Origin of the sequence: Janthinobacterium sp. HH102 (assembly GCF_001758625.2) — a bacterium.
Lineage (GTDB): Bacteria > Pseudomonadota > Gammaproteobacteria > Burkholderiales > Burkholderiaceae_D > Janthinobacterium.
This window is the reverse complement of sequence record NZ_CP062062.1, coordinates 3784190-3808052: the sequence shown is the minus strand read 5'-3', so window position 1 is coordinate 3808052 and position 23863 is coordinate 3784190. Positions and strand designations below refer to the sequence as shown.

The following is a 23863-nucleotide window of genomic DNA, read 5'->3' as shown; positions in this document are numbered from 1 at the left end:
CAATTCATTTCTGTGCATCTTGCAGTCGGGCGCTTTGCTCATGAATTGAGAAAGGTCAGTAAGGATTGAGGCTGTTTGACCTATAAAGAGAGTACTTCCGGTGAGCGGTGCCCGCGAAGTAAGAGGCTGTGACCATGAGCGGCTATCTATGTCTTTGGCGCAAAGTGTGGACGTACGTCTGGAAGGGGATGTCATGAATGCATCAGGGACTCATTCTTCTCACTGGTTGCCTTCCATAATGATTGCATTGATCGGCTTGGCTTCAGCATTAGGCAGCAGTTACATCCAAACGCAAAGGGTGGCTACGGAAACAGCGCAAAAAGTTATCGGTAATAATCTCATTCCGATAGGCGCGGTCATCGGCTCGATGCTGCCGCCTGCCGAGTTTTACCGTCAGGCAGGGCTTGATTCCACCTATGTTCCTGAAAAATACACGTGGGTTCTCGCGGATGGGCGGGATGTGACGCGTTCGGTGTACGAAAAAATTTCCAGCGGAAAGCGCACGGTCCCCGATCTGCGTGGTTTGTTCTTGCGCGGAATAAATGAAGGTGCAAGGAATGATCCAGACGGCGAACGCATGGCCGGTAGCGTGCAGCCGGATTCCTTTGCCGCGCATAATCATGTTGCCGCTCTTCCCAGGATAGCCGAAAGGATCGAAGCTGCCGCTTATGGGGGGATCGCTGCCAGGGTAGTGGCAGCGTCTGAGAACGGATCGACAGCGGTTTCCGTTGAAAACAAGGGTGGACCGGAAACCCGGCCTCGCAATGCCGCTGTGTATTGGTATATCCGCATCAATTAGCCGGCAGTCAGGGCAGTGTTTTCTGCCATTTCTTCAGCCCACGTTTCGCATGCTACTTCCCGGCGCGGCAGTTGCGCAACATTGGTATGGCCTTACTTTGCCACGTGCAGGGGAATCACGCCCGCCGCCAGCGCTGGCGCGCCCGGCGTCGCTTCGAGTATCGATGCCAGGGTTACCGTGTCGAGCACGGCCAGGAAGGCGGCCGTGGCCTGGCCCAGCTTGGCTTTCAGCAGGCAATCGGGCGTCAGCGGGCAGGTATTGTTTTCCTTGTTAAAACATTCCGCCATAAAAAAGTCATTTTCCGTTTCGCGTACCACGGTGCCGATATTGATCTCGGCCGGGTCGCGCGCCAGGCGCAGGCCGCCATTCCTCCCACGCACGGTTTCCACGATGCCCGACAGGCCCAGCTGGTGCACCACCTTCATCAGGTGATTCTTGGAAATAGCATGCAGGTCGGCGATGTCCTGGATGGTGACAAGGTGGTCGCGGTGCACGCCCAGGTACATCAGGGTGCGCAGGGTGTAGTCAGTGTAGGCAGTCAGTCGCATGGGCATCGTTCATAAGATGTGGATTACATCCTTGTTTCATCCGCAGCATACAGGAGAGCGCCGGCCCTGTGTGTTGCGCCGTCACTTTTGATCCTCGAAAGACAAAAGTTGATTGCCTTTCGCTTAAATGCGTAGTAAATTTTCATATTGTTGCCCTGGTAAATAGCTTGCAGGCCCTTGTTGGCCCTTTGAGCATGGATTTTATTGATGAAAATCAAGAGGATGGTGAAGCAATAAGGTAAATTTACTACAAAAATCGGATGATGGGCGTTTCCCGGCCGGGGAGCGCGTACTACGCAATCTGTGCGGTGCCACCGTGGCCGCCCCAGGAAATACATACCATGCAAATGAATGAAGTGAAAGACGAGCTGCTGAGCAGCGATATCCGCCAGCTGGGCCGTCTGCTGGGCGACGCCATCCGCAACCACCTGGGCGACCCTGCCTTCGAGCGCATCGAACATGTGCGCCAGCTGGCCATTCGTTTCCGCCGCGACAATGATGAAGCGGCGCGCGCGCAGCTGTCGGACGCGCTGCAAGCGCTGTCGCAGGAAGAAACCACGCAATTGACGCGCGCTTTCAGCTATTTCTCGCTGCTGGCCAACATTGCGGAAGATCAACATCATATCCGCCGCACGCGCGCCCATTTGATCGCCGGTTCGCCGCCGCGCCAGGGCAGTCTCAGCCATGCCGTCGGCAATGTGTTTGACGCGGGCAAGGCCGATGCGCTGGAAACCTTCTTTGAAGATGCGTTTGTCAGCCCCGTGTTCACGGCGCACCCGACGGAAGTGCAGCGCAAGAGCATCCAGAATTGTCAGATGGCCATCGCGCGCCTGTTGAGCGACCGCGACCGCGTGCAAATGACGCCGGAAGAGGCGGAACAGAACGAAGAAGCGCTGGGCCGCGGCATCGTCACCCTGTGGCAAACGCGACTGTTGCGCACGAGCAAGCTGTCCGTCATGGATGAAGTAGCCAACGGCCTGTCGTTCTACGACCACACGATTTTGCGCGAATTGCCGAAATTATATTCCTCGCTGGAAACCATGCTGGCCCAGCGCGATGCCCGCTGGGAAGATGCGGAACTGCCTAATTTCATGAAAGTCGGCAGCTGGATAGGCGGCGACCGCGACGGCAATCCCTTCGTCACGGCCGACATCCTGCGCAGCACCCTGCAGACGCAAGCCGACAAGGTGCTCGACTTTTACCTCGGTGAATTGCGCAAGCTCGCTTCGCAACTGTCGCTGGCGCAAATCCTGAACGCCTGCAGCGAGCCGCTGCGCGCGCTGGCCGAGCGCTCGGCCGATGCGTCGCCGCACCGGGTCGACGAACCGTACCGCCGCGCCCTGCACGGCATCCATGCGCGCCTCGATGCGACGCGCGTGGTGCTCTCTGGCAAGGGCAAGCAAGCGGACGGCGTGCAGCCTTACGCGGCGGCCGCCGAACTGCTGGCCGACCTGGACGTGGTCCAGCACTCGCTCGTCAGCAATGGCTTGCGCGCGCTGGCGCGGGGCCGGCTGCGCCAGCTGCGCCGTGCCGTCAAGGTGTTCGGCTTTTCGCTGGCGCCGCTCGATCTGCGCCAGAATTCCGACGTGCACGAGCGCGTCGTGGGCGAACTGTTCGCCGGCGCCCAGCCGGGCCTCGTCTACCTGGACCTCGATGAAGAGCAGCGCATCAGCTTGCTGCTGGCCGAGCTGGAGTCGCCACGCCTGCTGACGTCGCCGTATGCGCAGTATTCGGAAGAAACGACGTCCGAACTCGACATCTTCCGCGCCGTGCGCGACGCCCACGTCAAATACGGCAAGGAATCGGTGCCGAACTGCATCATCTCGAAGGCGGCCAGCGTGTCGGACTTGCTGGAAGTGGCCTTGCTGCTGAAAGAAGTGGGTTTGCTGCGCCAGGACAGCCGCGAAGTGGACGTCAACATCATTCCCCTGTTCGAAACCATCGACGATTTGCGCGCCGGCCCCGCCATCATGGCGCGCGCCTTCGGCTTGCCGTTCTACCGGGGTTTGCTGGCGTCGCGCGCGGACCAGCAGGAAGTCATGCTTGGTTATTCCGACAGCAACAAGGACGGAGGCTTCTTGACCTCCGGCTGGGAACTCTACAAGGCCGAGATCGAGCTGGTGACGGTGTTCAAGCAATACCAGATCAAGCTGCGCCTGTTCCACGGCCGCGGCGGTTCCGTGGGCCGCGGCGGCGGACCCAGCTACGAAGCCATCCTGGCCCAGCCGGCCGGCGCCGTGCAGGGACAGATCCGCCTGACGGAGCAGGGCGAAGTCATCACGGCCAAGTATGCGAATCCGGAAGTAGGGCGCCGCAACCTGGAAGTGCTGGTGGCCGCCACCATCCAGTCGACCCTGCTGCCGCAGGCGCAGCTGCAGCCGAAGGCTTCGGCCGGCGCGGGCCATTTGGCCGCGATGGAAGAGCTGTCCGGCACGGCCCTGAACGCTTACCGCGACCTCGTCTACGGCACCGAGGGCTTCGAACAGTACTTCTGGGAATCGACGGTGATCGCGGAAATTGCCGCCCTGAACATCGGCAGCCGTCCCGCCTCGCGCAAGAAGTCGACCTCGATCGAGGATTTGCGCGCCATTCCCTGGGTGTTGAGCTGGGCGCAATGCCGCTTGATGCTGCCGGGCTGGTTCGGTTTTGGTTCCGCCGTGCAAGCCTACCTGGCCGCCCATCCCGCCGACGGGGCGGACGTGCTGCGCGGCATGTACACGGACTGGCCCTTCTTCACTTCCCTGCTGTCGAACATGGATATGGTGCTGGCCAAGAGCGACATCGCCATCGCCGGCAAGTATGCGGAGCTCGTCAAGGACAAGGCCCTGCGCGACGCCATCTTTACACGCATCCGCGCCGAATACGCGGCCACCCTGGACGCCTTGAAGCTGATCACGGGCCAGGAAGAGTTGCAGCAAGCCAACCCGCTGATGCAGCGCTCGATACGCAACCGTTTCCCCTACATCGACCCGCTCAACCACGTGCAGGTGGAGCTGCTGAAACGCTTCCGCGAGGGTAAACAGGATGCGGCGGCCCGCACGGGGATTCATTTGTCGATCAATGGCATTGCGGCGGGGTTGCGCAACAGCGGTTAACTTTTAGGGCAAAGTTGCCGAAATTCCGGGGTCAGACCCGCCGGGTCTGACCCCAGCTTTGCACTTGGGTTGGCTTTACGAATTCAGTAGAAAACAACAAGGAGACAGCATGACCATCAAAGTTGCCATCAATGGCTATGGCCGCATCGGCCGCAACGTCTTGCGCGCGTTTTATGAAGGCGGCAAGCAGCAGGATATCGAAATCGTCGCCATCAACGACCTGGGCGATGCCAAGTCGAATGCGCATTTGACGCGCTACGACACGGTGCACGGCAAGTTTCCCGGCGTCGTCACCATCGACGGCGACAATATGCTCGTCAATGGTGACCGCATCCGCGTGTTCGCGCAGCGCGATCCGGCCCTGATTCCATGGGGAGAACTGGGCGTGGACGTCGTGCTTGAATGCACGGGTTTCTTCACGACCAAGGAAAAAGCCTCGGCGCATTTGAAGGGCGGAGCAAAGAAAGTCATCATTTCCGCGCCGGGCGGCAAGGACGTGGACGCCACCATCGTGTTCGGCGTCAACCAGCACGTGCTGAAAGCCACGGACACGGTCATCTCGAATGCTTCGTGCACGACGAATTGCCTCGCGCCATTAGTAAAACCGCTCAACGACGCCATCGGCATCGAATCGGGCCTGATGACCACCGTGCACGCCTACACGAACGACCAAGTACTCTCCGACGTGATGCATGAAGACTTGCGCCGCGCCCGTTCGGCCACGCATTCGATGATTCCCACCAAGACGGGCGCGGCGGCCGCTGTCGGCCTGGTGCTGCCGGAACTCAATGGCAAGCTCGATGGTTTCGCCGTGCGCGTGCCGACCATCAACGTCTCGCTGGTCGACCTGTCCTTCATCGCCAAGCGCGATACCACGGTGGAAGAGGTGAATGCCTTGCTGAAAACGGCGTCGGAAGGCGCCCTGAAAGGCATCCTCACGTACCAGACGGAACCGCTCGTTTCCATCGACTTCAACCACAACCCGGCCTCGTCGAACTTCGATTCGACCTTGACCAAGGTGTCGGGCCGCCTCGTGAAAGTGTCGTCGTGGTATGACAACGAGTGGGGCTTCTCTAACCGCATGCTCGACACCACGGTCGCCCTGATGGCGGCCAAGTAAGAAGAACCAGCGCTGATCCAGCGCACCAGGACGGCCGGCCCACAAGGCCGGCCCTTGCAGCAGCACGAACTTTATAGAAAGCAGCACACCATGACCATGCAAGTACAGCAACGCGCCACCAAGATCGTTTCCACCATCGGCCCCGCTTCGAACGATATCGATACCCTGGTCCGCATGTTCAAGGCCGGCGTCGACGTCGTGCGCCTGAACTTTTCGCATGGCAAGGCGCAAGACCATATCGACCGCGCCCGCATGGTGCGCGAAGCGGCAGCGCTGTGCGGCCGCGAAGTGGCCATCATGGCCGACTTGCAAGGCCCGAAGATTCGCGTCGGCAAGTTTGAAGAAGGCAAGATTTTCCTGGAAAACGGCGCCAAGTTCATCCTCGACGCGAAATGGGGCGAAAACGGCGAACTGGGCAACATCGAGCGCTGCGGCCTCGACTACAAGGAATTGCCGCGCGACTTGCGCGCTGCCGATGTGCTGCTGCTCAACGATGGCCTTATCGTCCTGACGGTCGATAAAGTCGTCGGCAGCGAAATCCACACGACCGTGAAAATCGGCGGCGAATTGTCGAACAACAAGGGCATCAACCGCCAGGGCGGCGGCTTGTCCGCGCCAGCCCTGACGGCGAAAGACATGGAAGACGTGAAAACGGCGATGAGCTTCCAGGCCGATTACGTGGCCGTCTCCTTCCCGAAAAACGCCACGGACATGGTCATGGCGCGCCAGCTGGCCAATATCGCCGGCGAAGCGTGGGACCACAAGCCGATGATGATCGCTAAGATCGAACGGGCGGAAGCCATTCCCGCGCTGCAGGAAATCCTCGACGCCTCCGACGGCATCATGGTGGCGCGCGGCGATTTGGCCGTCGAGGTGGGCAATGCGGCCGTGCCGGCCTTGCAAAAGCGCATGATCAAGATGGCCCGCGCGTCGAATAAGCTTGCCATTACGGCCACGCAGATGATGGAATCGATGATCGTCAACGCTGTGCCCACGCGCGCGGAAGTGTCCGACGTGGCCAATGCCGTGCTCGACGGCACGGATGCCGTCATGACGTCGGCGGAAACGGCCTCGGGCCGCTACCCGATCGAAACGGTGGAAGCGATGGCCGCCATCTGTTTGGACGCGGAAAAGTGGGATACCTGCAAACTGGACGCCGATTTCCTCAACGCCACGTTCTCGCGCATCGACCAGTCGATCGCCTACGGCGCGCTGTTTACAGCCCACCACCTGCGCGTGAAAGCGATCGCCACCCTGACGGAATCGGGCTCCACGGCGCTGTGGATGAGCCGTTGCAACATCGACATCCCCATCGTGGCCCTGACCCCGAGCGTGGGCACGCGCCGCAAGCTGGCCCTGTACCGCAACGTCAGCACCCTGGAACTGACGTCCGGCACGGACCGCGACAAGGTTTTGCAGCAGGCGGAAGATTTGCTGGTGGAACATAAAGTCGTGACCAAGGGAGACACCGTCGTGCTGACCTGGGGCGAGCCGATGGGCAAGGTCGGCGGCACGAACGCGTTGAAGATCATGAAGATCGGTCAGCACTAAATCGTCCACTGGTGCCGGTGCCCGCCTGGCGGACCCGGCCTCATCCTGCTTTGCCCCGTATATCCAGCAATTATAAAAAATATATTTATTAATTGTAAAAATTAATAGATTTAAATACAATTACATGCATCGTGTTTTTGATAGCCCATCCATAAAGGCTTTGCATGCAGTTATTTCGTCTTGCCGCCATCTCCTTGTTGACCGTTGCGGGCTTGCCGGTGCATGCCGGGGCGGCCGTCTTTCCTGCCACCCCGGCGGCGGACATCGCACAGCATTTCACTGATTACTATGGCGTGCGCCAGCATGCGCAGCAGCGTGTCCAGGTGACGACGGCGACGCTGGGCGGCGTTACGCGGCCCGTGGTGCGCGCTGACTGGTACAGCACGGACGCCACGCCGCACAGCGATGCCTACCTGTTGAACGAACAGCATCCCGTGCAATCGCCCCGGCGCTGGTATGCCATGAGCATCTTCCTGCCGGTCGACTGGATTGCCACCAGCGTGCCCGTCACCGTGGCCCAGGTCGACAACGGCAGCGGGGCAGGTGCATTGGCGCCGCCGCTTGCACTGCAGATACGTGGCGACCAGCTGACGCTGAACATGAATTTCAATCATCGGACTAGCGATATCACGCCCGCCAATTCTGCGCGCCGCACGGTGCTGGCTGGGCCGGCAACTCTGGGCAGCTGGCATTGCATGGTGGTGCGTGCTGACTGGTCTGCGGTGGCCGGCACCGGTGAATTGCGGGTGTACATGAATGGCAGTGCGAAGGAAACTTTCTTTGCCCGCTTAAGCCACAACAGCTATGCGGGCGCGCTGCACGTGCCGCGCGTGGGCTTGAGCGTACCCGAGGGGGCGGCACCCGGCCATCGCGTGATGTATGCCGACTTTATATGGGTGGGCGATGCCGCCGCATCACTCAATGACTTGACGCAAAAGACGCCTTGCCATGCAGCGCCTTGAGCAATCCCTGAAGCAAAGGTTTCCCATGCGCTCATTTATCGCCACCGCCATGCTGGCATTGCTGGCTGCCACGCCGCTGCACGCGCAGGTCGTCAACAGCATCGGCGGACCCGTGACCACCATGGCGCCGACCAGCTTGCCCAGGCCAGCCAGTTTTGACAATGTGACGACACGCTATTTCAGCTGGCTGTATGGCATTAGCGCCGGCAATCCTGCTGGCCTGGAATTGGTGGGCGATCCCGCCGTGACGCAAGGCGTCGAGATGCGCAAGGTATTTCGCATGACGGTCAATGCCAGCGATCCCGACGATTATGGCAAGCGCACAGAGGTAACGCCATCGTATGAGCGCATGCCCCAGGGGCGCCGTTGGTATGCGGGCGGCGTGTATTTTCCCGCCGACTGGGACTTGACGGGCAAGGATGGCTGGATCGTCGTCTTCCAGGTGCACAGCTCCAGGGGCATCGTCGTGACGTCGCCACCGTTCTCGATCGTCGCCGACGGCCCTGACCTGCTGCTGGAGACGCGGGCCAATCACCGCGACACCTACACGCTGAAGGACGGTGTGATGGTGCCCGATGCGACCCCGAACAACACGATGCATCAACGGTTGGTGCTGGGGAAAATTGAACGTGAGAAATGGTATTGCGTGGTACTCGATGCGGATTGGCAGCATGCCTCAGGCACGGGCGCATCGCGCCTGTGGCTCAATGGCAAGTTGGTGTATGAGGGAAGCAATTTCCCGACCCACTATATGAATGTGGACTTGCCGTTGCGCGGCAATTATCCGAAGACGGGCGCCTACCTGGGCGGATTTCAGGACACGCTGCACGGCAAGCGTGTCCTGTACACGGATTTCATCCATCTGGGCGGCGCCGCCAGTACCTATGCGCAAATGGCCGGTCAGACGCCATGCCCCGTGCCGCCGGCAACGTAGTCAAGGCGACAGCTTCACCACTGTCGTCAGTGCTATGAGCCTCAGTCTTAAGAATTGCTGAAAAAAACGTGCTCAGCGGCGCATTGCCTTGCAGACGCCCAATCTGCCATTGCGATGCCCGCGTTTCCGTGTCAGCATGGTTCTCCTGCCTTGCAAGGCGCATCCGGAGTGCATGATGACTGAATACTTGCCTGCCTTGATCTGGTCGCTGTCGGCTTTCGTTTGCCTCTTCATTGCCAAGCGCCGCTCCTTGAAAACTACGGCTGTCAGGGCCATCCTGGTGGTGCTCCTGGGGCCGTTTGCCATTCCCTTCGTATTGGCAGCCAGGCCCGGGATGCACGGCTAAGCGTGCGGCCTGCATGCGTTCCTCTTTGCTATATTTAAACTTTTAGCCAAAAGGAATGCCCATGAAACGCAGCGCGACCCTGTTCCTGATGATGATCCTTCCCCTGTGCGCAGCCACGTCCGCCTCGGCGGCGGAACCGGCGCAGCGCTTGCAGCGTGCCACGGGGCTGTGGAAGGTGACGCCCGCCACCTCGCCGTTTTCCTGGGAAATTTGCGTTGATCAGCAACGCGACCGCCTGATCGACGACGACTTGTGGAGCGATTTCGAGCAGGAATGCCAGATCGCGTCGCAAAGCCGCCAGGGCGACAGCTATACTTTCCAGTCCAGCTGTCCTGGCGCCAAGCTGGCGGGCAGTTTCAAGGGCGACCTGGCCAAGGCTTATACCCTGACCGCCGATACCACTATCGAACTGAACGGCAAGACCGAGGTGCAACGCACGGAACTGGCGGGCGTATTCCTCGGTGCCTGTCCCGCCGGGTTGGCGCCGGGCGCGAAGAAAATGCGCGGCGGCATGGTCATGAAGAGCGTGTATATCAACCGCTAAGTAATCCTCGGAAAATTAGTGTGAATTTATGACAAACAGAACCGGATGCTATGCAAGGCGTTCGCTGCGACGCAGTGCGAGCACTGCTAGCAGTGAGCAACGCCGCAGAGCGCCGGTTATGGAAGTCAGAAATCACAATAATTTATTGGGGGTTACTTAGCAGCCGGCAAGCGCGCTGAAACAACGGTTTCCAGCGATAGGCAGGCGCCGGCATTGACGCCGGAGGCCCGGATTTGTGATAATGAGAATTATTATCAATTAGTCGCGCCTTGCCTTGCGCGCATTGGAGTCCCGAGTGAACATTGCGCAGTCCAGCGAGTCGATAGCAGGCATCTACAGCAGCCACCACGGCTGGCTGATGCGCTGGCTGCGCGCCAAGCTGCAGTGCGCCGACCATGCGGCCGACCTGGCGCACGATATCTTCGTGCGCCTGCTGACGGCGCCGCCCGAGAGCCGGCACAGCCTGCGCGAACCGCGCGCCTATCTCACCACCGTGGCGCAGCGCCTGCTGATCGACCATTACCGGCGCCTGTCGCTGGAGCAGGCGTGGCTGGAAACCCTGGCGCAGCAGCCTGAATTGCTGATGCAGTCGCCGGAAGAGCGTTTGCTGGTATTGGAAGCCTTGCAGCGCATCGATGCCATGCTCGATGGTTTGCCGCCGCTCGTGCGCGACGCCTTCCTGCTGGCGCATGTCGATGGCCTCGCCTATGCAGAAATCGCCCGGCGCCTGGGCGTGAGCGAGCGCAGCATCAAGCGCTATATGGTGCAGGCGTTCGAGCGCTGCATCCTCTTGATCCTGTGAACGCCAGCACGGCTGCCATCGACCCGCGCGCCGCCCGCGCGGCGGCGCAATGGCTGGTGCGCTTGCATGGGGGGCCTTTGAACGTTGACGAACAGCAAGCCTTCCAGGCCTGGCGCACCAGCGATCCCGCGCACGAAGCGGCCTGGAAAAGGGCCGAGCTCGTGTGCGGCACCCTGGCCAGCGTGCCGCCGGTGCTGCGCCAGGCGGCGGACGGGGCGCCGCAGTCGCCGCAGCGGCGTGCCGTGCTCTACGGCCTGGCCGGGCTGATCGTGGCCGGACCGGCACTGTGGCTGGCCAGCCAGTCGGCGCCGTGGCAAGCGTGGCGCGCGGCCATCCGCACGGCCAGGGGCGAAATCCGCCACATGACATTACCCGATGGCACGCAACTGGTACTCAATACGGACACGGCCATCGACGTGCGCTTTGACGGCGCGGCGCGGCTGGTGGTCTTGCATGCCGGGGAAATACACGTCGCCACGGCGCACGACGGGGCCGTGCCGGCGCGCCCGTTCCTCGTGCGCAGCAGTAATGGCGTCGTGCGCGCGCTCGGTACGCACTTCAGCGTGCGCCACGGCGGCAGCGTGCTGGCGCCGCGCACGCAGGTGAGCGTCAGCGAGGGCGCCGTCGAGATCCGGCCAAGGGAAGCTTCCGACGCCTTGCGCAGGGTCGATGCGGGCCGGCAGGGCAGTTTTGACGACGCGGCCGTTTCCGCCTTGACGCCGCTGGCGCCGCATGCGGACGCCTGGCTGCGGGGCGTGCTGATCGCCGAGCGCATGCCGCTGGGCGAGGTGCTCGAACAGGTAGCCCGCTACCGCTATGGCGTGCTGCGCTGCGATCCGGCGCTCGCCGCCATGCCCGTGGACGGCATCTTCCAGTTGCACGACCCGGAGAACATCCTGCTCTTGCTGCAGCGCGCCTTGCCGATCCGGCTGGCGCGCCGCACGCGCTACTGGATCAGTGTCGAGGCGGCTTGAGCTTGTCGGCTTACGCGTGGCCTTGCCACGCTAAGCCGACCTACGCCTGTCGGGTATGGTAGGTCGGCTTAGCCCGCAGGGCGTAAGCCGACGTGCTCCAATTTACTTCTTGCCTGTCCCTTTTTGCAGATTGCTTCGTCATACAAGGTAGAGAACGAACAATCCGAACCATCGAAAGGGTTTACATGGCTTTACAGCACCGCACGTTGACAGCAGCACGCATGACGCTCCATCCCACCACCGGCGCCGTGCGCGCCGCGCTGGTCTTGTTTCTCGCCGTGGGCGGCGCCGGCGCCACTTTGCCGCACATGGCGCTGGCGGCCGAGGCCAGCCAGGCAGCCAGCACACGCGACTACAGCATTCCCGCCGGCAGCCAGCGCGATGCGCTGGCCTCGTTTGCCATCGCCGCCGGCGTGAACCTGTCCACGCAGGGCGTGGCGCTCGACGGCCTGGTGACGCCGGGCTTGCAGGGCCGTTATGGCGTCGCGGCCGGCTTGCAAACGTTGCTGCAAGGCAGCGGCCTCGAAGTGCTTGAAAACGGCAGCGGCAATTATATGTTGCGCAAAATGAATGCCAGCACGGCCGATGGCGGCCTGGCCAGCATGCCGGCCGTGGTCGTCAGCGCCGAGGCGGACCGCGCCACGGAAGGCACGGGTTTATATACGGCGCGCGCGATGTCGACGGCCACGGGCTTGAACCTGTCGCAACGCCACACGCCGCAAACGGTCAGCGTGATTTCGCGCCAGCAGATGGAAGATTTCGATTTGACCACCTTGCAGGACGTCGCGCGCGCCACGCCTGGCATCTATGGCAAGACCCAGGGCGTGTCCGACCAGGAAACCACGTATTTTGCGCGCGGTTTTGCCTTGAGCCACGTCAACGTCGATGGCTTGCCGCTCGATGTCACGGGTTTTAATGAGCGTAATGTTTCCGCCGACATGCTGATGTACGACCGGGTGGAAGTGGTGCGCGGCGCCACGGGTTTGATGGAAGGGGCGGGCGCGCCGTCGGGCAGCATCAACATGATACGCAAGCGCCCCACGGCCACGCCCTTGCTGAACGCATCCGCCCACCTGGGCAGCTGGAAGGACCGGCAATTGACGGTGGACGCCAGCAATGCCTTGAACGCCTCGGGCAGCGTGCGCGGGAGGGTGGCGGCCAGCTGGCGCGACAGCGACAGTTTCGTCGATGTGGTCAACAACACCAATGGCACCGTGTATGCGATCGTCGAAGCGGACCTGACGCCATCGACCACGGCCGGCATCGGCTTTTCGCGCCAGCACAGCCGCACCGACGGCGTGTTTGTCGGCTTGCCGACGTTTGCCGACGGCCGCCACATGGACTTGCCGCGCTCGACATTCCTGAACAATGCCGACTCGTTCCAGAAACGCGACAACAACGTCGTCTTCGCCGACCTGGAAACCAGGCTGGAGCAGGGCTGGCGCAGCCGCTTTGCCATCACGCGCATCGATGCCTCGTCCAGCACGCGCAACACCACCAACAGCCGCATCGATGGCGAGATCTATCGCTTCGGCCAGTCGGAAACGGGCTGGAAGTACAACACGGAACAGGTGGTGGCTGACTGGCGCCTGAGCGGCCCCGTCACCTGGTTCGGCCGCCAGCACGACGTCATCGTGGGCGCCAGCTACCGCCACGACGATTCGGATGCGGGTCAGAGCTGGGAGGGCGCCGGCACGCGCGTGATCGACATCCGCCAGTGGAATCCCCATGCCTATCGCATGAACGGCGCGCCGTTCGAGCCGTACAACTGGGGCCGCAAGACGGATGAGAAGGGAATTTATGCGGCCGGCAACTTCAGCCTGGCCGATCCGCTGCGCCTGGTGCTGGGCGGGCGCTTCGGCTGGTATGCGCAGGACGTGACGGGCTGGTATGCCAGCAACCCCACGTGGCGGCGCGGCCTGACGGAAAACGCGAAGTTTACGCCGTATGCGGGCCTCGTCTACGACCTGGACCAGCATCACTCCGTGTATGCGAGCGGCACGCAGATCTTCGAGCCGCAAAGCTCGTTGGACGTGCGCGGCAATACTTTGCCGCCGTTGAGCGGCACCAACCTGGAAGTGGGCGTCAAGGGCGAGTACTTCGGCGGCCGCCTCAATGCCGGCGGCGCCCTGTTCCGCATCAAGCAGAATAACCGCGCGATGGCCGATGAAGTCAATTGCCCCACGGGCGGCGCCATCTATTGCGCCCGCGCGGCCGGGCAGGTGCAGAGCGAAGGCGTCGATCTGCAACTCTCGGGCTCGCCTTTGCCGGGCTGGCAGATCGCCGGCGGCTACACCTATGTGCTGGCCAAATACACGAAAGACAGCGTGGCGGCGAACATCGGCCAGCGCATCGCCACGGATGAGCCGAAGCAATTGTTCAAGCTGTACACGACTGTGCAGCTGCGCGGCAGCCTGGCGCGCTGGAATCTGGGCGGCTCCGTGTACGCGCAGGACAAGATCTACCGCCGCGACACGGGCTACCTGACGCAACAGGGCGGCTACGCCATCGTCGGCTTGACGGCCGGCTACCGCCTGAGCGAGCAGGTGCAGCTGCGCGTCAGCGTCGACAACGTGCTGGACCGCCGCTACTACCAGGGCCTCGGCTATGCGTGGTCGGGCGGGCTGGAACGCTACGGCGCGCCGCGCAGCGTGCTGCTGTCCCTGAACTACAAGCTGTAGGGGTGACGCCAGCGGAGCGCGCCCGGCCGGGCGCCTCTGCTACACTGCCGCCGTCTTCACTTTTACACGGTTCCCATGTCCGCCACGCCTGTCCTCACGCCCCTGAAAAGCGCTTTCCAGCAATCGCGCGCCGAGAATAACATCGAGCTGATCCTGCCCGAACTGCTGGCCGCGCAATTGCACGTCGTGATCGGCGGGCAGAGCGAGCAGATCGACCTGTTCCTCGTGCCGTCGCCGAATCCCGAGCGCCAGTGCGTGACGGTGGCGGAAGACCTGGCCTTCCTGGCCGGCATCAATTTTCCCAAGATTCCCGTCACGGGCGCGCAACTGATCGCGTCGATTCCTCCCGAGATCGAGATCGTCATCCTGCACGGCGATGGTGCCAACTACCTGACGCGCGAACAGCTGGCGTGGTTCCGCGGCATGCTGGCGCCGACCGCTTGAGCGCAGCGCCGTCTCGCAAGCTCAAAGGGGCACGCGCCGAATGGATACGCTTTGCGCCGGCCGACGATGCAAGTTCCCAGGCAGCGATGATGGCCAATCTGCGTCCCGTACTGTGGCGCAGCGTGCTGCTGGGCGGCTGCGCCCTGATCCTCGCCTTTGTCCTGCAAGCCGTCTGGCGCGACGTGCCATACGCGGGCGATGCGGTGCTGCTGCTCCTGCCGGCGCTGGCCGCCTGGACCGTCGGCCTGGTCCTGCTGCCGGATCGCAATCTGTCCTTTGATGTCGAAATCAACGACGCCGGCCTGTTGCTGCGCCGGGTGGCGCGGCGTTTGCCCGGCCATGAGAAGGCGCTGCAGCTGGAACTGCGGCAGATACGCGCGCTCGAGGTGGTCGCCTACGCGGGCGCGGTAACCGTCTACCGGGGCGGGCCACCGATGGCGCGCCTGGAGCTGTTGCTGCACTCGACCCTCGACGACTGCCCGCTGATTCGCGTGATTGGCATGGATCTGCCCGTGCCGCAGCGCTGGTCCTTGCGGCAGATCAAGGACGAGTTGAGCCGCCGTTGCAAACTGGCCGGTATTCCTGTCGCCGTGCGGGCCGGTCCCACCTATCAGGAATCTGCCGCGATACGCGCGCAGTGGCCGCCAGGCTGAGCGGCCGGAAATTGTCGCATCAGGGCTGCGGAATATTTTTCTTTTGGCAACTATATTGCTGAAGTCCTATGAATATGTTCGCAAAGCAACTATACTCATGATTCTTTAAAAAATCATCGTCACGCTGGCGGCCAGATATCCGCGCCAGAGTTCGTACGCATTCCGCTTTTTCCCTCTGTAAAAAGCACCTTTCCCCCGCGCGGCAGGCGCGGGCGTGATGACCGAGCCTTGCCCTGGTCGACTGTTGCCGTTGTCATTTTCGCTGTGTTGCCGCTTTACTAAAAAGCCCGGCGCCGGCGCGCGGTGCGCCGTCATGTTTTGCGACGTCACGTTTCACTCTATTCGGTTCACGACAGTATGCTGAGTTCCACCTTTGCCGTATCGAACGATACCTTGCCGTACATCTATGGCACGCACAATGCCTGGCTGGTGTTGTTTTCTATCGGCATCGCCATTTTTGCCTCGTTCATGGCCTTGCAGATCGCCGGCATGGCGCGCAGCAGCGAGCGCGGCTTCCAGCGCCAGACGGCCATCATCACGGGCGCCATCGCGCTCGGCGGTGGCATCTGGTCGATGCACTTCATCGGCATGCTGGCCTTTGATATCTGCACGCGCGTGTCCTTCGCGCCCGGCCTGACCCTGCTGTCGATGCTTCCAGGCATGGCCGCTTCGTGGGTGGCGCTGCACCTGCTGGCCCGTCCGAGCATCAACTGGCGGCAATTGGTGGTCGGCGGCGTGCTCGTCGGAGTTGGGATCGGCTCCATGCATTACAGCGGCATGGCCGCCATGCAGACGTCGCTGGCCCTGCGCTACGAACCCTGGCTGTTTGTGCTCTCGCTGCTGGTGGCCGTCACCATGGCCATGCTGGCGCTGTGGGTGCGCTTCGGCCTGAACGCCATGCGCCAGCGCCTCAGTCCGCTTACATCCTTGCTGGTCAGCAGCGTGGTGATGGGCCTGGCCATTTCTGGCATGCACTACACGGGCATGCTGGCGGCGCGCTTTTCGGGCACGCCCACGGCAGGCGAGAACACGATCACGGTGCAAGCCTCGTTCGTCGCCCTGGCCGTGGCCCTGATTACCGTCACGCTGACCGTCTTTGTGGCCGCCGCGAATGGCTTGCTGCGCTACCGCCAGCTGCTGCGCCACGCCAGCGCCAGCGAATCGCGCCTGCGCGCCATCGTCGACACAGCGGCCGATGGCCTCATTACCATCGATGGCCAGGGCAAGGTGCGCTCCTTCAATCCCGCCGCGGAAAGCCTGTTCGGCTGGCGCGAAGCGGACATCGTCGGGCGCGACGCTAGCGTGCTGCTGCAGCCGGCCGACGCGGCCGAATACGAGGGCTATCTGCGCGACTATCTGGAAACGGGCGCTTCGCGCATCCTCGACAGCGGACGCGAACTCGATGGCTGCCACAAGGACGGCGCCGTGCTGCCCATGCGCGTGGCGATCGGCAAGATCGATACGCCGGGCCAGCCCCTGTTCGTGGCGTTTGTCACGGACATGCGCTCGTCGCGCAGCATGGAGCAGGCGCTCAAGGACAGCGAGCGCCAGTACCGTACCCTGATCCGCAATATCCCGGGCGTGTCCTTCCACTGCAGCTTCGCGCCCGAATGGAAGATGATCTTCATCAGCGACGCCGTCTTCAACCTGACGGGCTGGACGCCGCAGGACTTCATCGAAGGGCGGGTCAGGCTGTTCGACCTCGTGCATCCGGACGACCGCCAGCGCGTCAACGACACCTGCGTGCAGGCGGCCGGCGAACAGCGCGACTTCGAGAACGTCTACCGCCTGATCCACCGCGACGGGCGCGAGCGCTGGGTGCGCGAAAGCAGCGGCCCCGTGCTCGACAACGACGGCGTGGTGCGCTGGATCGACGGCGTCATCCTCGACATCACGGAAAGCGAATTGCGCAACGCCGAATACGAAGGCAAGGTGACAGCCATCTCGCGCGCGACGGCCGTGGCGGAATTCGACCTGCAGGGGCGCATCCTGGCGGCCAATCAGAACTTCCTCGACCTGGTCGGCTACCAGCTCGACGACGTGCTGGGTCTGCACCACAGCATCTTCTGCGAACCCGCCCACGTGACCTCGCCCGACTACATCGCGTTCTGGCAGCACCTGGCGGGCGGCGAATTCAATACGGGCGAGTACAAGCGCATCGGCAAGGATGGCCGCGAAGTGTGGATACAGGCGTCGTACAATCCGATCTTCAACACGGACGGCAAGCCGTTCAAGGTGGTCAAGCTGGCCACCGACGTGAGCGAGCGGCGCGCCATGCAGGAAAACCTGCGCGCGGCGAAAGACCGCGCCGAGCTGGCCGCCGAATCAAAGACCAGCTTCCTGGCCAACATGAGCCATGAAATCCGCACGCCGATGAACGCCATCATCGGCTTTACGGAAGTGCTGCTGGGGACGGCCCTGGACAGCCTGCAGCGCCGCCACCTGGGCACCGTGCGCCAGTCGGCCCGTTCGCTGCTCGAACTGCTCAACGACATCCTCGACACGGCCAAGCTGGAAAAGGGCGCCACCGAGCTGGAACTGGTGGACTTCTCGCTGCCCGACCTGGTCGACCACGTGGCCGCCTCCCTGCGCGTCACGGCGCACGCGCGCGACCTGGTGCTGCATGTCGACGTCGATCCCGGCATGGGCCAGTTCTTCCTCGGCGACGCGCGCCGGGTGCAGCAGGTGCTGACGAATCTGATCGGCAACGCCGTCAAGTTCACGGAAGTGGGCCATGTGCGCGTGGCCGTCGGCATGCAGGGCGAGCAAGTGCATATCGCCGTGCACGACACGGGCATCGGCATTCCAGCCGACCGCCTGGACAAGATCTTCGCCCCATTCACGCAGGCCGATTCCTCGATGAGCCGCCGCTTTGGCGGCACGGGCCTGGGCACGACGATTTCGCTGCAGCTGGTCGAGCTGATGGGTGGCACCATCACGGTGGAAAGCACCCTGGGCGTGGGCAGCGTGTTCCACGTGCTGCTGCCGCTGGCGCCGGGCAAGGCCGTGGCGCGCCGCAGCGAGCAGCCCGTGGCAGCCTTGCCGCCGCTGCGCATCCTGGCGGCAGACGACGTGCCGCAGAACGTGGAGCTGCTCTTGATCAGCCTGGGCGCGGCGGGCCACCAGGTGATCGCCGCCAGCGATGGCGAGAGCGCCGTGCGCGAGTTCAGCAAGGGCAGCTTCGACATCGTCCTGATGGACGTGCAGATGCCGCGCATGGATGGACTGGAAGCGACGCGCCTGATCCGCGTGTACGAGCGCGAGCAGGGCCTGAAGGCGACGCCCATCATCGCCCTGACGGCCAGCGTGCTGGAACAGGACCGCCGCGCCGCGCAGACGGCGGGCATGAACGGCTTTGCCTCGAAGCCGCTGGAAATGCACAAGCTGACGGCGGAAATCGCGCGCCTGCTCGATATCGCCGTGGCCATGCCGCCGCCGGCCGCCGGCGCGGCGGCGCGCGTGGCCGCCGGCCAGGTCGACTGGCAGCGCGGCATCGCCCTGTGGGGCGGCCGCGAAGCCTTGCAGCGGGCGATCGGCCGCTTCGTGCAGGCCAATGGCGACTGCGCCGCCATGCTGGCGGCGGAACTGGAACGCGGCGGCGGCAGCGTGGCCGGCCACCTGCTGCACCGTATCAAGGGCGCGGCGGGCAATCTGTGCCTGGTGCAGGTCGAAAGCCTGCTGGGACGCATCGAACAAGCGATCGCGCGCCAGCTGCCGGCCACCGAATTGCTGGTGCAGCTGGCCGCCGCCTTCATGGCGCTGGCCGGTGAACTGGAAGAGGTAAATATGCCGGCCGTGGCCATGGACGCGACGGCCGCCGGCGCGCCCCTCGATGCGCCAGCTGCCGGCGTCTTGCTGCGGCAAGCCATCGCCAGCCTGGAGGGCGGGCAGCTCGACGACGCCCTGATGGCGCAGATCGCCGCCATGCTGGCGCCGCATGGCCAGCAGCCGCGCCTGCAGGCGCTGGCCAGCGCCATCGACGACTTTGAATTTGCGCGCGCCGTGGGCGTGCTGCGCCAGCTGCTGGCGTGGCTCGAGGCTCCTGCGGCTGCCGACCTTTCCTGATACTGGACTGACGATGACCTTACAAGAAGACAAACCGATCCTGCTGCTCGTCGACGACGAAGCGACGAATCTGCAGGTGCTGCGCCAGATTCTGCAGGACGATTACCGCCTGCTGTACGCCAAGGATGGCGAGAAGGCGCTGGAACTGGCGCAGAACAACCCCGTCGAACTGATCCTGCTCGACATCATGATGCCGGCCATGACGGGCTATGAAGTGTGCCGCCAGCTCAAAGCCATGCCGGTCACTGCCGCGATTCCCGTCATTTTCGTCACCGCCCTGTGCGACGTGAAGGACGAGGCGGACGGCTTCGACGCGGGCGCCGTCGACTACATCACCAAGCCCGTCAGCCCGCCCATCGTGCGCGCCCGCGTGCGCACGCACTTGTCGCTGGTGGACGCCGAGGAATTGCGCCGCTCGCGCCTGCAGGTGATCCAGACCCTGGGCCAGGCGGCCGAATACAAGGATAACGAGACGGGCATGCACGTCATCCGCATGAGCTATTACGCGCGCCAGCTGGCACTGGCGGCCGGCTACAGCGCGGCCAGGGCGGAAGATTTATTGAATGCGGCACCGATGCACGACGTGGGCAAGATCGGCATCCCCGACGCCATCCTGCAAAAGCCGGGCAAGCTCGATGCGGAAGAATGGCAAGTCATGCGCCGCCACGCGGAAATCGGCGCGGCCATCATCGGCGAGCACGCGGGCGGACTGCTGAAAATGGCGCGCACCATCGCCCTGACGCACCATGAAAAATGGGATGGCAGCGGCTATCCGCAAGGCCTCAAAGGCGAAGAAATCCCCCATGAAGGCCGCATCGTCGCCATCGCCGACGTCTTCGACGCGCTCACCAGCGAGCGCCCCTACAAGCGCGCCTGGACGATCGAAGAGGCCATCGCCACCATGCAGCGCGACAGCGGCACGCATTTCGATCCCGCGCTGCTGGCGCTGTTCATCGAACAGCTGCCGGCCATGCTGGAGATCAAGGACAAGTGGCGCGAGCCGGCGTAGGGCGTATCAGCTCAGGGCGGATCCACGCGCAGGCGGTCGGCCAGCAAGCGCGCATATGCTTCAGTGCTGCCGAATTGCACATGGGCGCATGCCATGCTTGTGCCCAAGGTTGCCATGTGGCGAGAGGATATCGCATAGGCAAGTTTGCCGGGTTGTCGCCGCGATGGATACACGAAACCGTGAATCGCGCCTGCCTCCTGCGCAATGATCTGATCCAGCTGCCAGCCCAGCCATTGGCACCAGCCGTGGTCGGGACTGCGCAATTGATCGTAGATACCCAGGCGGCTGGCGGCCAGCCCGGTCAGGTCGAGCAATTGCAGCGGGGCGCTGAACGACAGCGTGGCGATCAGGGCCAGTTCCGCACCATGCGCGATATAAAAGGTGCCCGGACGCGTCACGTCGTTCTGGCAAAGCTGGGCTTCCCAGGCAGCCGTATAGGCATCGTCCGCAAGATACGCCCAGTGATAGGGGAAGCCGGCCGCATCTGCCAGTTCGGCGGGCGGGCCGAAGCGGTAGGTGCGCTGGACTTTCAATGGCCAGATCGATGCCATGTTCCACGCCGCGCGCACCACGGCCTGGCCTGCTGGATGGGTGATGATATGACTCAATAATTCAGCGCGCAGCAATGCCAGCGCCGGCAGGCGCGCGGTCATTTCTGGCGGGACAAGCGTATCTTTCAGTTGTAGCGTCATGCGAGGCTAGCCTACGATATCGGCCATGCCCCTATGCTGCCACTTCGCCGCCGCCAGCACCTTGCGCAATCTCTCGCTGGCGGGCAGATCCAGCAGCGCCTGCTGACTGGGATGCACTTCGGCCCGCGTTTCGAACGATTTGCCTGCAAGCAGCTCTGCCGGCGACAGTTCGTTGAGTTCGTCTGCGCTGCTGACCCAGAAGGCATGAATGTCACTGCCGGGCTGGCCGGCGAGAATGGCGAGCACGGGCGCGATCAGTTCCGGCACGGGCTGGACAAATTGCCACGCCGGAAACTCCTTGCCGATACTGCGCCCCTTGGGTGTCACGCAATAAAACCGCTGGCTTTCCACTGCGCGATACAGCGACGCCTGCGACAGTTCCACCCATCCTTGCCCAATGACATCGGATACCTTGAGTTTTGACACGGGAAGTTGCAGCGGTATCGATGGCGGGGTGGCGCGCAGAGAGGCGCGCGCCGCATCGAGCGCGCGCGTGGCCAGGTCGATCAGGCGCTCGCGCTCGGGACCTTGCGCCAATAGGTCGAGCTGTGCGCTCACCAATTGCGAGAATTGTTCCACTACCCGCAGGTCGTTGTCGGTCCATTCCCGGCGCGCGGGCGCCAGAGTGTCGTGATGCAGATGCGCTGTCATGTTCGCTCCTCGGGTATATGCGCCAGGCGTCTTACACACAAGATTATCATGTTTCGCAACTTTATCAAGCGAAAAGCGCATCTTTTCTGCATCAGGCAGCGCTGTATATCAGGGCAAGCTGTCCGGCAGCCGCAAAATCCGCCGTATCTCCAGGATCGCCTGCGGGCTTTCCTGCACGCTGTGCCACGAGGGGATGACTTTTTCCGACAGCGCGCCGTCGAGGTGGGCGCTGGCGTAGGGCACCACGCCATCGCTCGATTCGGCCAGCGGCAGGTCCGGCGTGTCGTTGCCCATGATGGAGTAGTAGCGCACTTTCGGGCTGATGGGCAGGTCCGCCACCAGGCGCACGAACGGGTCCTTGTCGCTGAGGTTATCGATGCTGTTGGGGATGCGCAGCGGCTCGCTGCTGCCCGTGTCGAGCTGCGCCAGGCTGCCGGCCGCGTCGGACAGCTGGTCGAGCATGGTGATGGGCAAGGTGACGAGATTGGCGATCCAGCGCGCCACCTTGTGGTTGGCGAACGAGGTGCCGCGGTGCGGCGCGGCGATGAAGATCGCGCGGTTCACCTGCGGCATGGCCGTGAAATTGAGGTAGGGCGCCAGTCCGGCGCGTACTTTTTCCGCCTTCTTGCCCTTCAAATTGTATTCTTCCGTGATGGCGTCGAGCAGGGTGTTGCTGGCGTCGGACACCATCAGGCGCGCGAGCACGCCGCCCATGCTGTGGCCGATCAAGACCATCTCGTTCGCGGCATCCGCCTTGCCAGCCGGGTCGAACTGCGCCAGCGTCGCGGTCAGCGCCTTGCGGATGGCGGCGTTATTGGCCGCCAGCGGCGCATTGCTCGGATAGTACACTTGCCAGATCTGGTAGCGGCGGCGCAGCTGTTCGTCGCCCATCAGTTCATTCGCCACGTTGATCCACGCTTCCGGGCTGCTGGCCAGGCCGTGCAGCATGACGATGGTGCGCTTGTTCGGGTCGTAGGGCTGCATCAGGTGCACCTGCGGGCGCGAAATGCCGTCGGCGCGGCCGAACAGGGTGCGCAGCGCCTGCACGCCGAAGCCGGAGCGGGCCAGCCACAGGCCATAGCCGGCCGTGAAATTGGCTGCCACGGGCAGTTCCTGGCCCGCCATGCGCGTCGATTCGCTGCGCGTCGGGTCGACCAGCATCACCAGCAGCTGCTGCGTGGCCAGGACTTCCTGCAGGCTTTTGCCGTCGAAGCGGATCAGCGCCGTGACGACGGGGAAGCGGGTTTCCTGGTACGGCACATAGTCGCCTGTCGACGCCGGGGGCTTGGGCATGACGGCCACCAGGTCGGCGCCGAAGCCGTCGCGCCGGTACACATTGCGCAGGCCGGAAAACGTCAGCGAGGTGGCCGGCAGCAGTTCTTCCGGCAGGGTGCCGTCTGCGGGCAGCCGCAGGGCAGACAGTTCGCTGTCGATCTGCCAGCCGGCGACGCGGATCACATGGCCGTCCGGGCGGTATTCGCCGCGGTGGCGGAACAGGTTGCCGACGGCCTTTTGCACGGCGTAGTTATAGTAGTCGCGGATCTGCGTCTGGCGTTCCTCGAAGGCGCGCTGGCCCGGCGTGCGCGTCGTGTAGAACAGGTAGGCGTAGGCATAGCGGGCCGATTCCAGCCACGCGGCCAGCAGCTCGGCGCTGGGGTGGCCGCCCTGTTTTTCTTCGGCCAGGGCGCTTTCCAGCCACAATTCGGAGAGGGTTGCCAGGCGCTGTTCGTCGCTGAGCAGCTCGGAGCGGGCCAGGTCGGCGCGACAGCTGCCCGTATTGGCTTCGCAGGCGGCGATGTCGCTGCCGATGATGCGCAGCACTTCGCTGGCCGATGCGCTGAGTTTGCCCGTGGTGAGGATGTCGCCGCGCCGCTGCTGCAGGTAGTCGGCCGGCGAAATGGCGCTGACGGTGACGGCGGCGCAGCCGCTCAGCAGCGCCGCGGCACAGAGCAGGGCGCCCAGGCGCAAGCGCCGCATCAGCGTGGCCGGCATC

Annotated in this window: 20 protein-coding genes; 15 read left to right on the top strand and 5 right to left on the bottom strand. The window is 63.3% G+C overall.

Annotated features, from left to right (window positions below; all coding sequences use genetic code 11):
- Positions 1–148 precede the first annotated feature (148 nt).
- Positions 149–799, top strand: a complete 651-nt coding sequence (locus JAB4_RS17325; protein WP_139143689.1) for a hypothetical protein — start codon at positions 149–151, stop codon at positions 797–799.
- 92 nt (positions 800–891) lie between these two features.
- Here JAB4_RS17325 and JAB4_RS17320 read toward each other — a convergent pair whose 3' ends face one another.
- Positions 892–1347: an Rrf2 family transcriptional regulator gene (locus JAB4_RS17320; protein WP_070218567.1), complete on the bottom strand. Its 456-nt coding sequence runs from the start codon at positions 1345–1347 to the stop codon at positions 892–894.
- A 341-nt stretch (positions 1348–1688) separates the two neighbouring features.
- On the opposite strand from JAB4_RS17320, the gene ppc reads away from it, so the two are divergent.
- The 12 genes from ppc (at position 1689) to JAB4_RS17260 (ending at position 15453) form a co-directional block, all read left to right on the top strand.
- Complete coding sequence (gene ppc / locus JAB4_RS17315) at positions 1689–4442, top strand: phosphoenolpyruvate carboxylase (protein ID WP_217494513.1); 2754 nt, start codon at positions 1689–1691, stop codon at positions 4440–4442.
- 109 nt (positions 4443–4551) lie between these two features.
- Positions 4552–5562, top strand: coding sequence for a type I glyceraldehyde-3-phosphate dehydrogenase (gene gap, locus JAB4_RS17310; RefSeq protein WP_070218467.1), 1011 nt, complete (start codon positions 4552–4554; stop codon positions 5560–5562).
- A gap of 90 nt (positions 5563–5652) precedes the next feature.
- On the top strand, positions 5653–7113 hold the full coding sequence (gene pyk, locus JAB4_RS17305) for a pyruvate kinase (RefSeq protein ID WP_175444767.1): 1461 nt from the start codon (positions 5653–5655) through the stop codon (positions 7111–7113).
- 164 nt (positions 7114–7277) lie between these two features.
- Positions 7278–8075: a heparin lyase I family protein gene (locus JAB4_RS17300; protein WP_083287220.1), complete on the top strand. Its 798-nt coding sequence runs from the start codon at positions 7278–7280 to the stop codon at positions 8073–8075.
- A 25-nt stretch (positions 8076–8100) separates the two neighbouring features.
- Positions 8101–9009 carry a heparin lyase I family protein gene (locus JAB4_RS17295; RefSeq protein ID WP_070218465.1) on the top strand — a complete coding sequence of 303 codons (909 nt, stop codon included), beginning with the start codon at positions 8101–8103 and terminating at the stop codon, positions 9007–9009.
- 172 nt (positions 9010–9181) lie between these two features.
- Complete coding sequence (locus JAB4_RS17290; protein WP_175444766.1) at positions 9182–9355, top strand: hypothetical protein; 174 nt, start codon at positions 9182–9184, stop codon at positions 9353–9355.
- 61 nt (positions 9356–9416) lie between these two features.
- Entirely contained in the window at positions 9417–9899 is a 483-nt protein-coding gene (locus JAB4_RS17285; protein WP_070218463.1) for a DUF3617 family protein, read from the top strand.
- A gap of 295 nt (positions 9900–10194) precedes the next feature.
- Positions 10195–10701, top strand: coding sequence for a sigma-70 family RNA polymerase sigma factor (locus JAB4_RS17280; protein WP_070218462.1), 507 nt, complete (start codon positions 10195–10197; stop codon positions 10699–10701).
- Positions 10698–11675, top strand: a complete 978-nt coding sequence (locus tag JAB4_RS17275) for a FecR family protein (RefSeq protein ID WP_070218461.1) — start codon at positions 10698–10700, stop codon at positions 11673–11675. Before JAB4_RS17280 ends, JAB4_RS17275 begins: the two co-directional genes overlap by 4 nt.
- Positions 11676–11896: 221 nt before the next feature.
- On the top strand, positions 11897–14356 hold the full coding sequence (locus JAB4_RS17270) for a TonB-dependent receptor (protein WP_227741976.1): 2460 nt from the start codon (positions 11897–11899) through the stop codon (positions 14354–14356).
- 75 nt (positions 14357–14431) lie between these two features.
- Positions 14432–14800: a hypothetical protein gene (locus tag JAB4_RS17265; protein WP_070218459.1), complete on the top strand. Its 369-nt coding sequence runs from the start codon at positions 14432–14434 to the stop codon at positions 14798–14800.
- Complete coding sequence (locus tag JAB4_RS17260; protein WP_139143688.1) at positions 14797–15453, top strand: hypothetical protein; 657 nt, start codon at positions 14797–14799, stop codon at positions 15451–15453. The genes JAB4_RS17265 and JAB4_RS17260 overlap by 4 nt, the downstream gene beginning before the upstream one ends.
- A 105-nt stretch (positions 15454–15558) precedes the next feature.
- Here the strand turns inward: JAB4_RS17260 and JAB4_RS17255 are convergent, their stop codons facing one another.
- The gene (locus JAB4_RS17255) at positions 15559–15783 is read right to left on the bottom strand and encodes a hypothetical protein (protein ID WP_139143687.1); all 225 of its coding nucleotides are present in this window, start codon (positions 15781–15783) and stop codon (positions 15559–15561) included.
- 27 nt (positions 15784–15810) lie between these two features.
- Between JAB4_RS17255 and JAB4_RS17250 the strand changes: the two genes are divergently transcribed.
- Both JAB4_RS17250 and JAB4_RS17245 read left to right on the top strand, forming a co-directional pair.
- Entirely contained in the window at positions 15811–19518 is a 3708-nt protein-coding gene (locus JAB4_RS17250) for a PAS domain S-box protein (protein WP_070218457.1), read from the top strand.
- Between the two features lie 13 nt (positions 19519–19531).
- On the top strand, positions 19532–20527 hold the full coding sequence (locus JAB4_RS17245) for an HD domain-containing phosphohydrolase (protein WP_070218456.1): 996 nt from the start codon (positions 19532–19534) through the stop codon (positions 20525–20527).
- A gap of 11 nt (positions 20528–20538) precedes the next feature.
- Here the strand turns inward: JAB4_RS17245 and JAB4_RS17240 are convergent, their stop codons facing one another.
- The 3 genes from JAB4_RS17240 to JAB4_RS17230 form a co-directional block, all read right to left on the bottom strand.
- A complete protein-coding gene (locus JAB4_RS17240) occupies positions 20539–21219 on the bottom strand; it encodes an RES domain-containing protein (RefSeq protein ID WP_139143686.1) in 681 nt (226 codons plus the stop codon).
- Between the two features lie 6 nt (positions 21220–21225).
- Positions 21226–21870, bottom strand: coding sequence for a hypothetical protein (locus JAB4_RS30680; RefSeq protein WP_227741975.1), 645 nt, complete (start codon positions 21868–21870; stop codon positions 21226–21228).
- Positions 21871–21978: 108 nt separating this feature from the next.
- On the bottom strand, positions 21979–23862 hold the full coding sequence (locus JAB4_RS17230; RefSeq protein ID WP_083287218.1) for an alpha/beta hydrolase: 1884 nt from the start codon (positions 23860–23862) through the stop codon (positions 21979–21981).
- Between the last annotated feature and the right edge of the window lies 1 nt (position 23863).

Coding starts and splice junctions, on each gene's coding strand:
- JAB4_RS17325 (WP_139143689.1), top strand. CDS start 149: ATGTCTTTGGCGCAAAGTGTGGACGTACGTCTGGAAGGGGATGTCATG.
- JAB4_RS17320 (WP_070218567.1), bottom strand. CDS start 1,347: ATGCGACTGACTGCCTACACTGACTACACCCTGCGCACCCTGATGTAC.
- ppc (WP_217494513.1), top strand. CDS start 1,689: ATGCAAATGAATGAAGTGAAAGACGAGCTGCTGAGCAGCGATATCCGC.
- gap (WP_070218467.1), top strand. CDS start 4,552: ATGACCATCAAAGTTGCCATCAATGGCTATGGCCGCATCGGCCGCAAC.
- pyk (WP_175444767.1), top strand. CDS start 5,653: ATGACCATGCAAGTACAGCAACGCGCCACCAAGATCGTTTCCACCATC.
- JAB4_RS17300 (WP_083287220.1), top strand. CDS start 7,278: ATGCAGTTATTTCGTCTTGCCGCCATCTCCTTGTTGACCGTTGCGGGC.
- JAB4_RS17295 (WP_070218465.1), top strand. CDS start 8,101: ATGCGCTCATTTATCGCCACCGCCATGCTGGCATTGCTGGCTGCCACG.
- JAB4_RS17290 (WP_175444766.1), top strand. CDS start 9,182: ATGATGACTGAATACTTGCCTGCCTTGATCTGGTCGCTGTCGGCTTTC.
- JAB4_RS17285 (WP_070218463.1), top strand. CDS start 9,417: ATGAAACGCAGCGCGACCCTGTTCCTGATGATGATCCTTCCCCTGTGC.
- JAB4_RS17270 (WP_227741976.1), top strand. CDS start 11,897: ATGACGCTCCATCCCACCACCGGCGCCGTGCGCGCCGCGCTGGTCTTG.
- JAB4_RS17265 (WP_070218459.1), top strand. CDS start 14,432: ATGTCCGCCACGCCTGTCCTCACGCCCCTGAAAAGCGCTTTCCAGCAA.
- JAB4_RS17250 (WP_070218457.1), top strand. CDS start 15,811: ATGCTGAGTTCCACCTTTGCCGTATCGAACGATACCTTGCCGTACATC.
- JAB4_RS17245 (WP_070218456.1), top strand. CDS start 19,532: ATGACCTTACAAGAAGACAAACCGATCCTGCTGCTCGTCGACGACGAA.
- JAB4_RS17240 (WP_139143686.1), bottom strand. CDS start 21,219: ATGACGCTACAACTGAAAGATACGCTTGTCCCGCCAGAAATGACCGCG.
- JAB4_RS30680 (WP_227741975.1), bottom strand. CDS start 21,870: ATGACAGCGCATCTGCATCACGACACTCTGGCGCCCGCGCGCCGGGAA.
- JAB4_RS17230 (WP_083287218.1), bottom strand. CDS start 23,862: ATGCCGGCCACGCTGATGCGGCGCTTGCGCCTGGGCGCCCTGCTCTGT.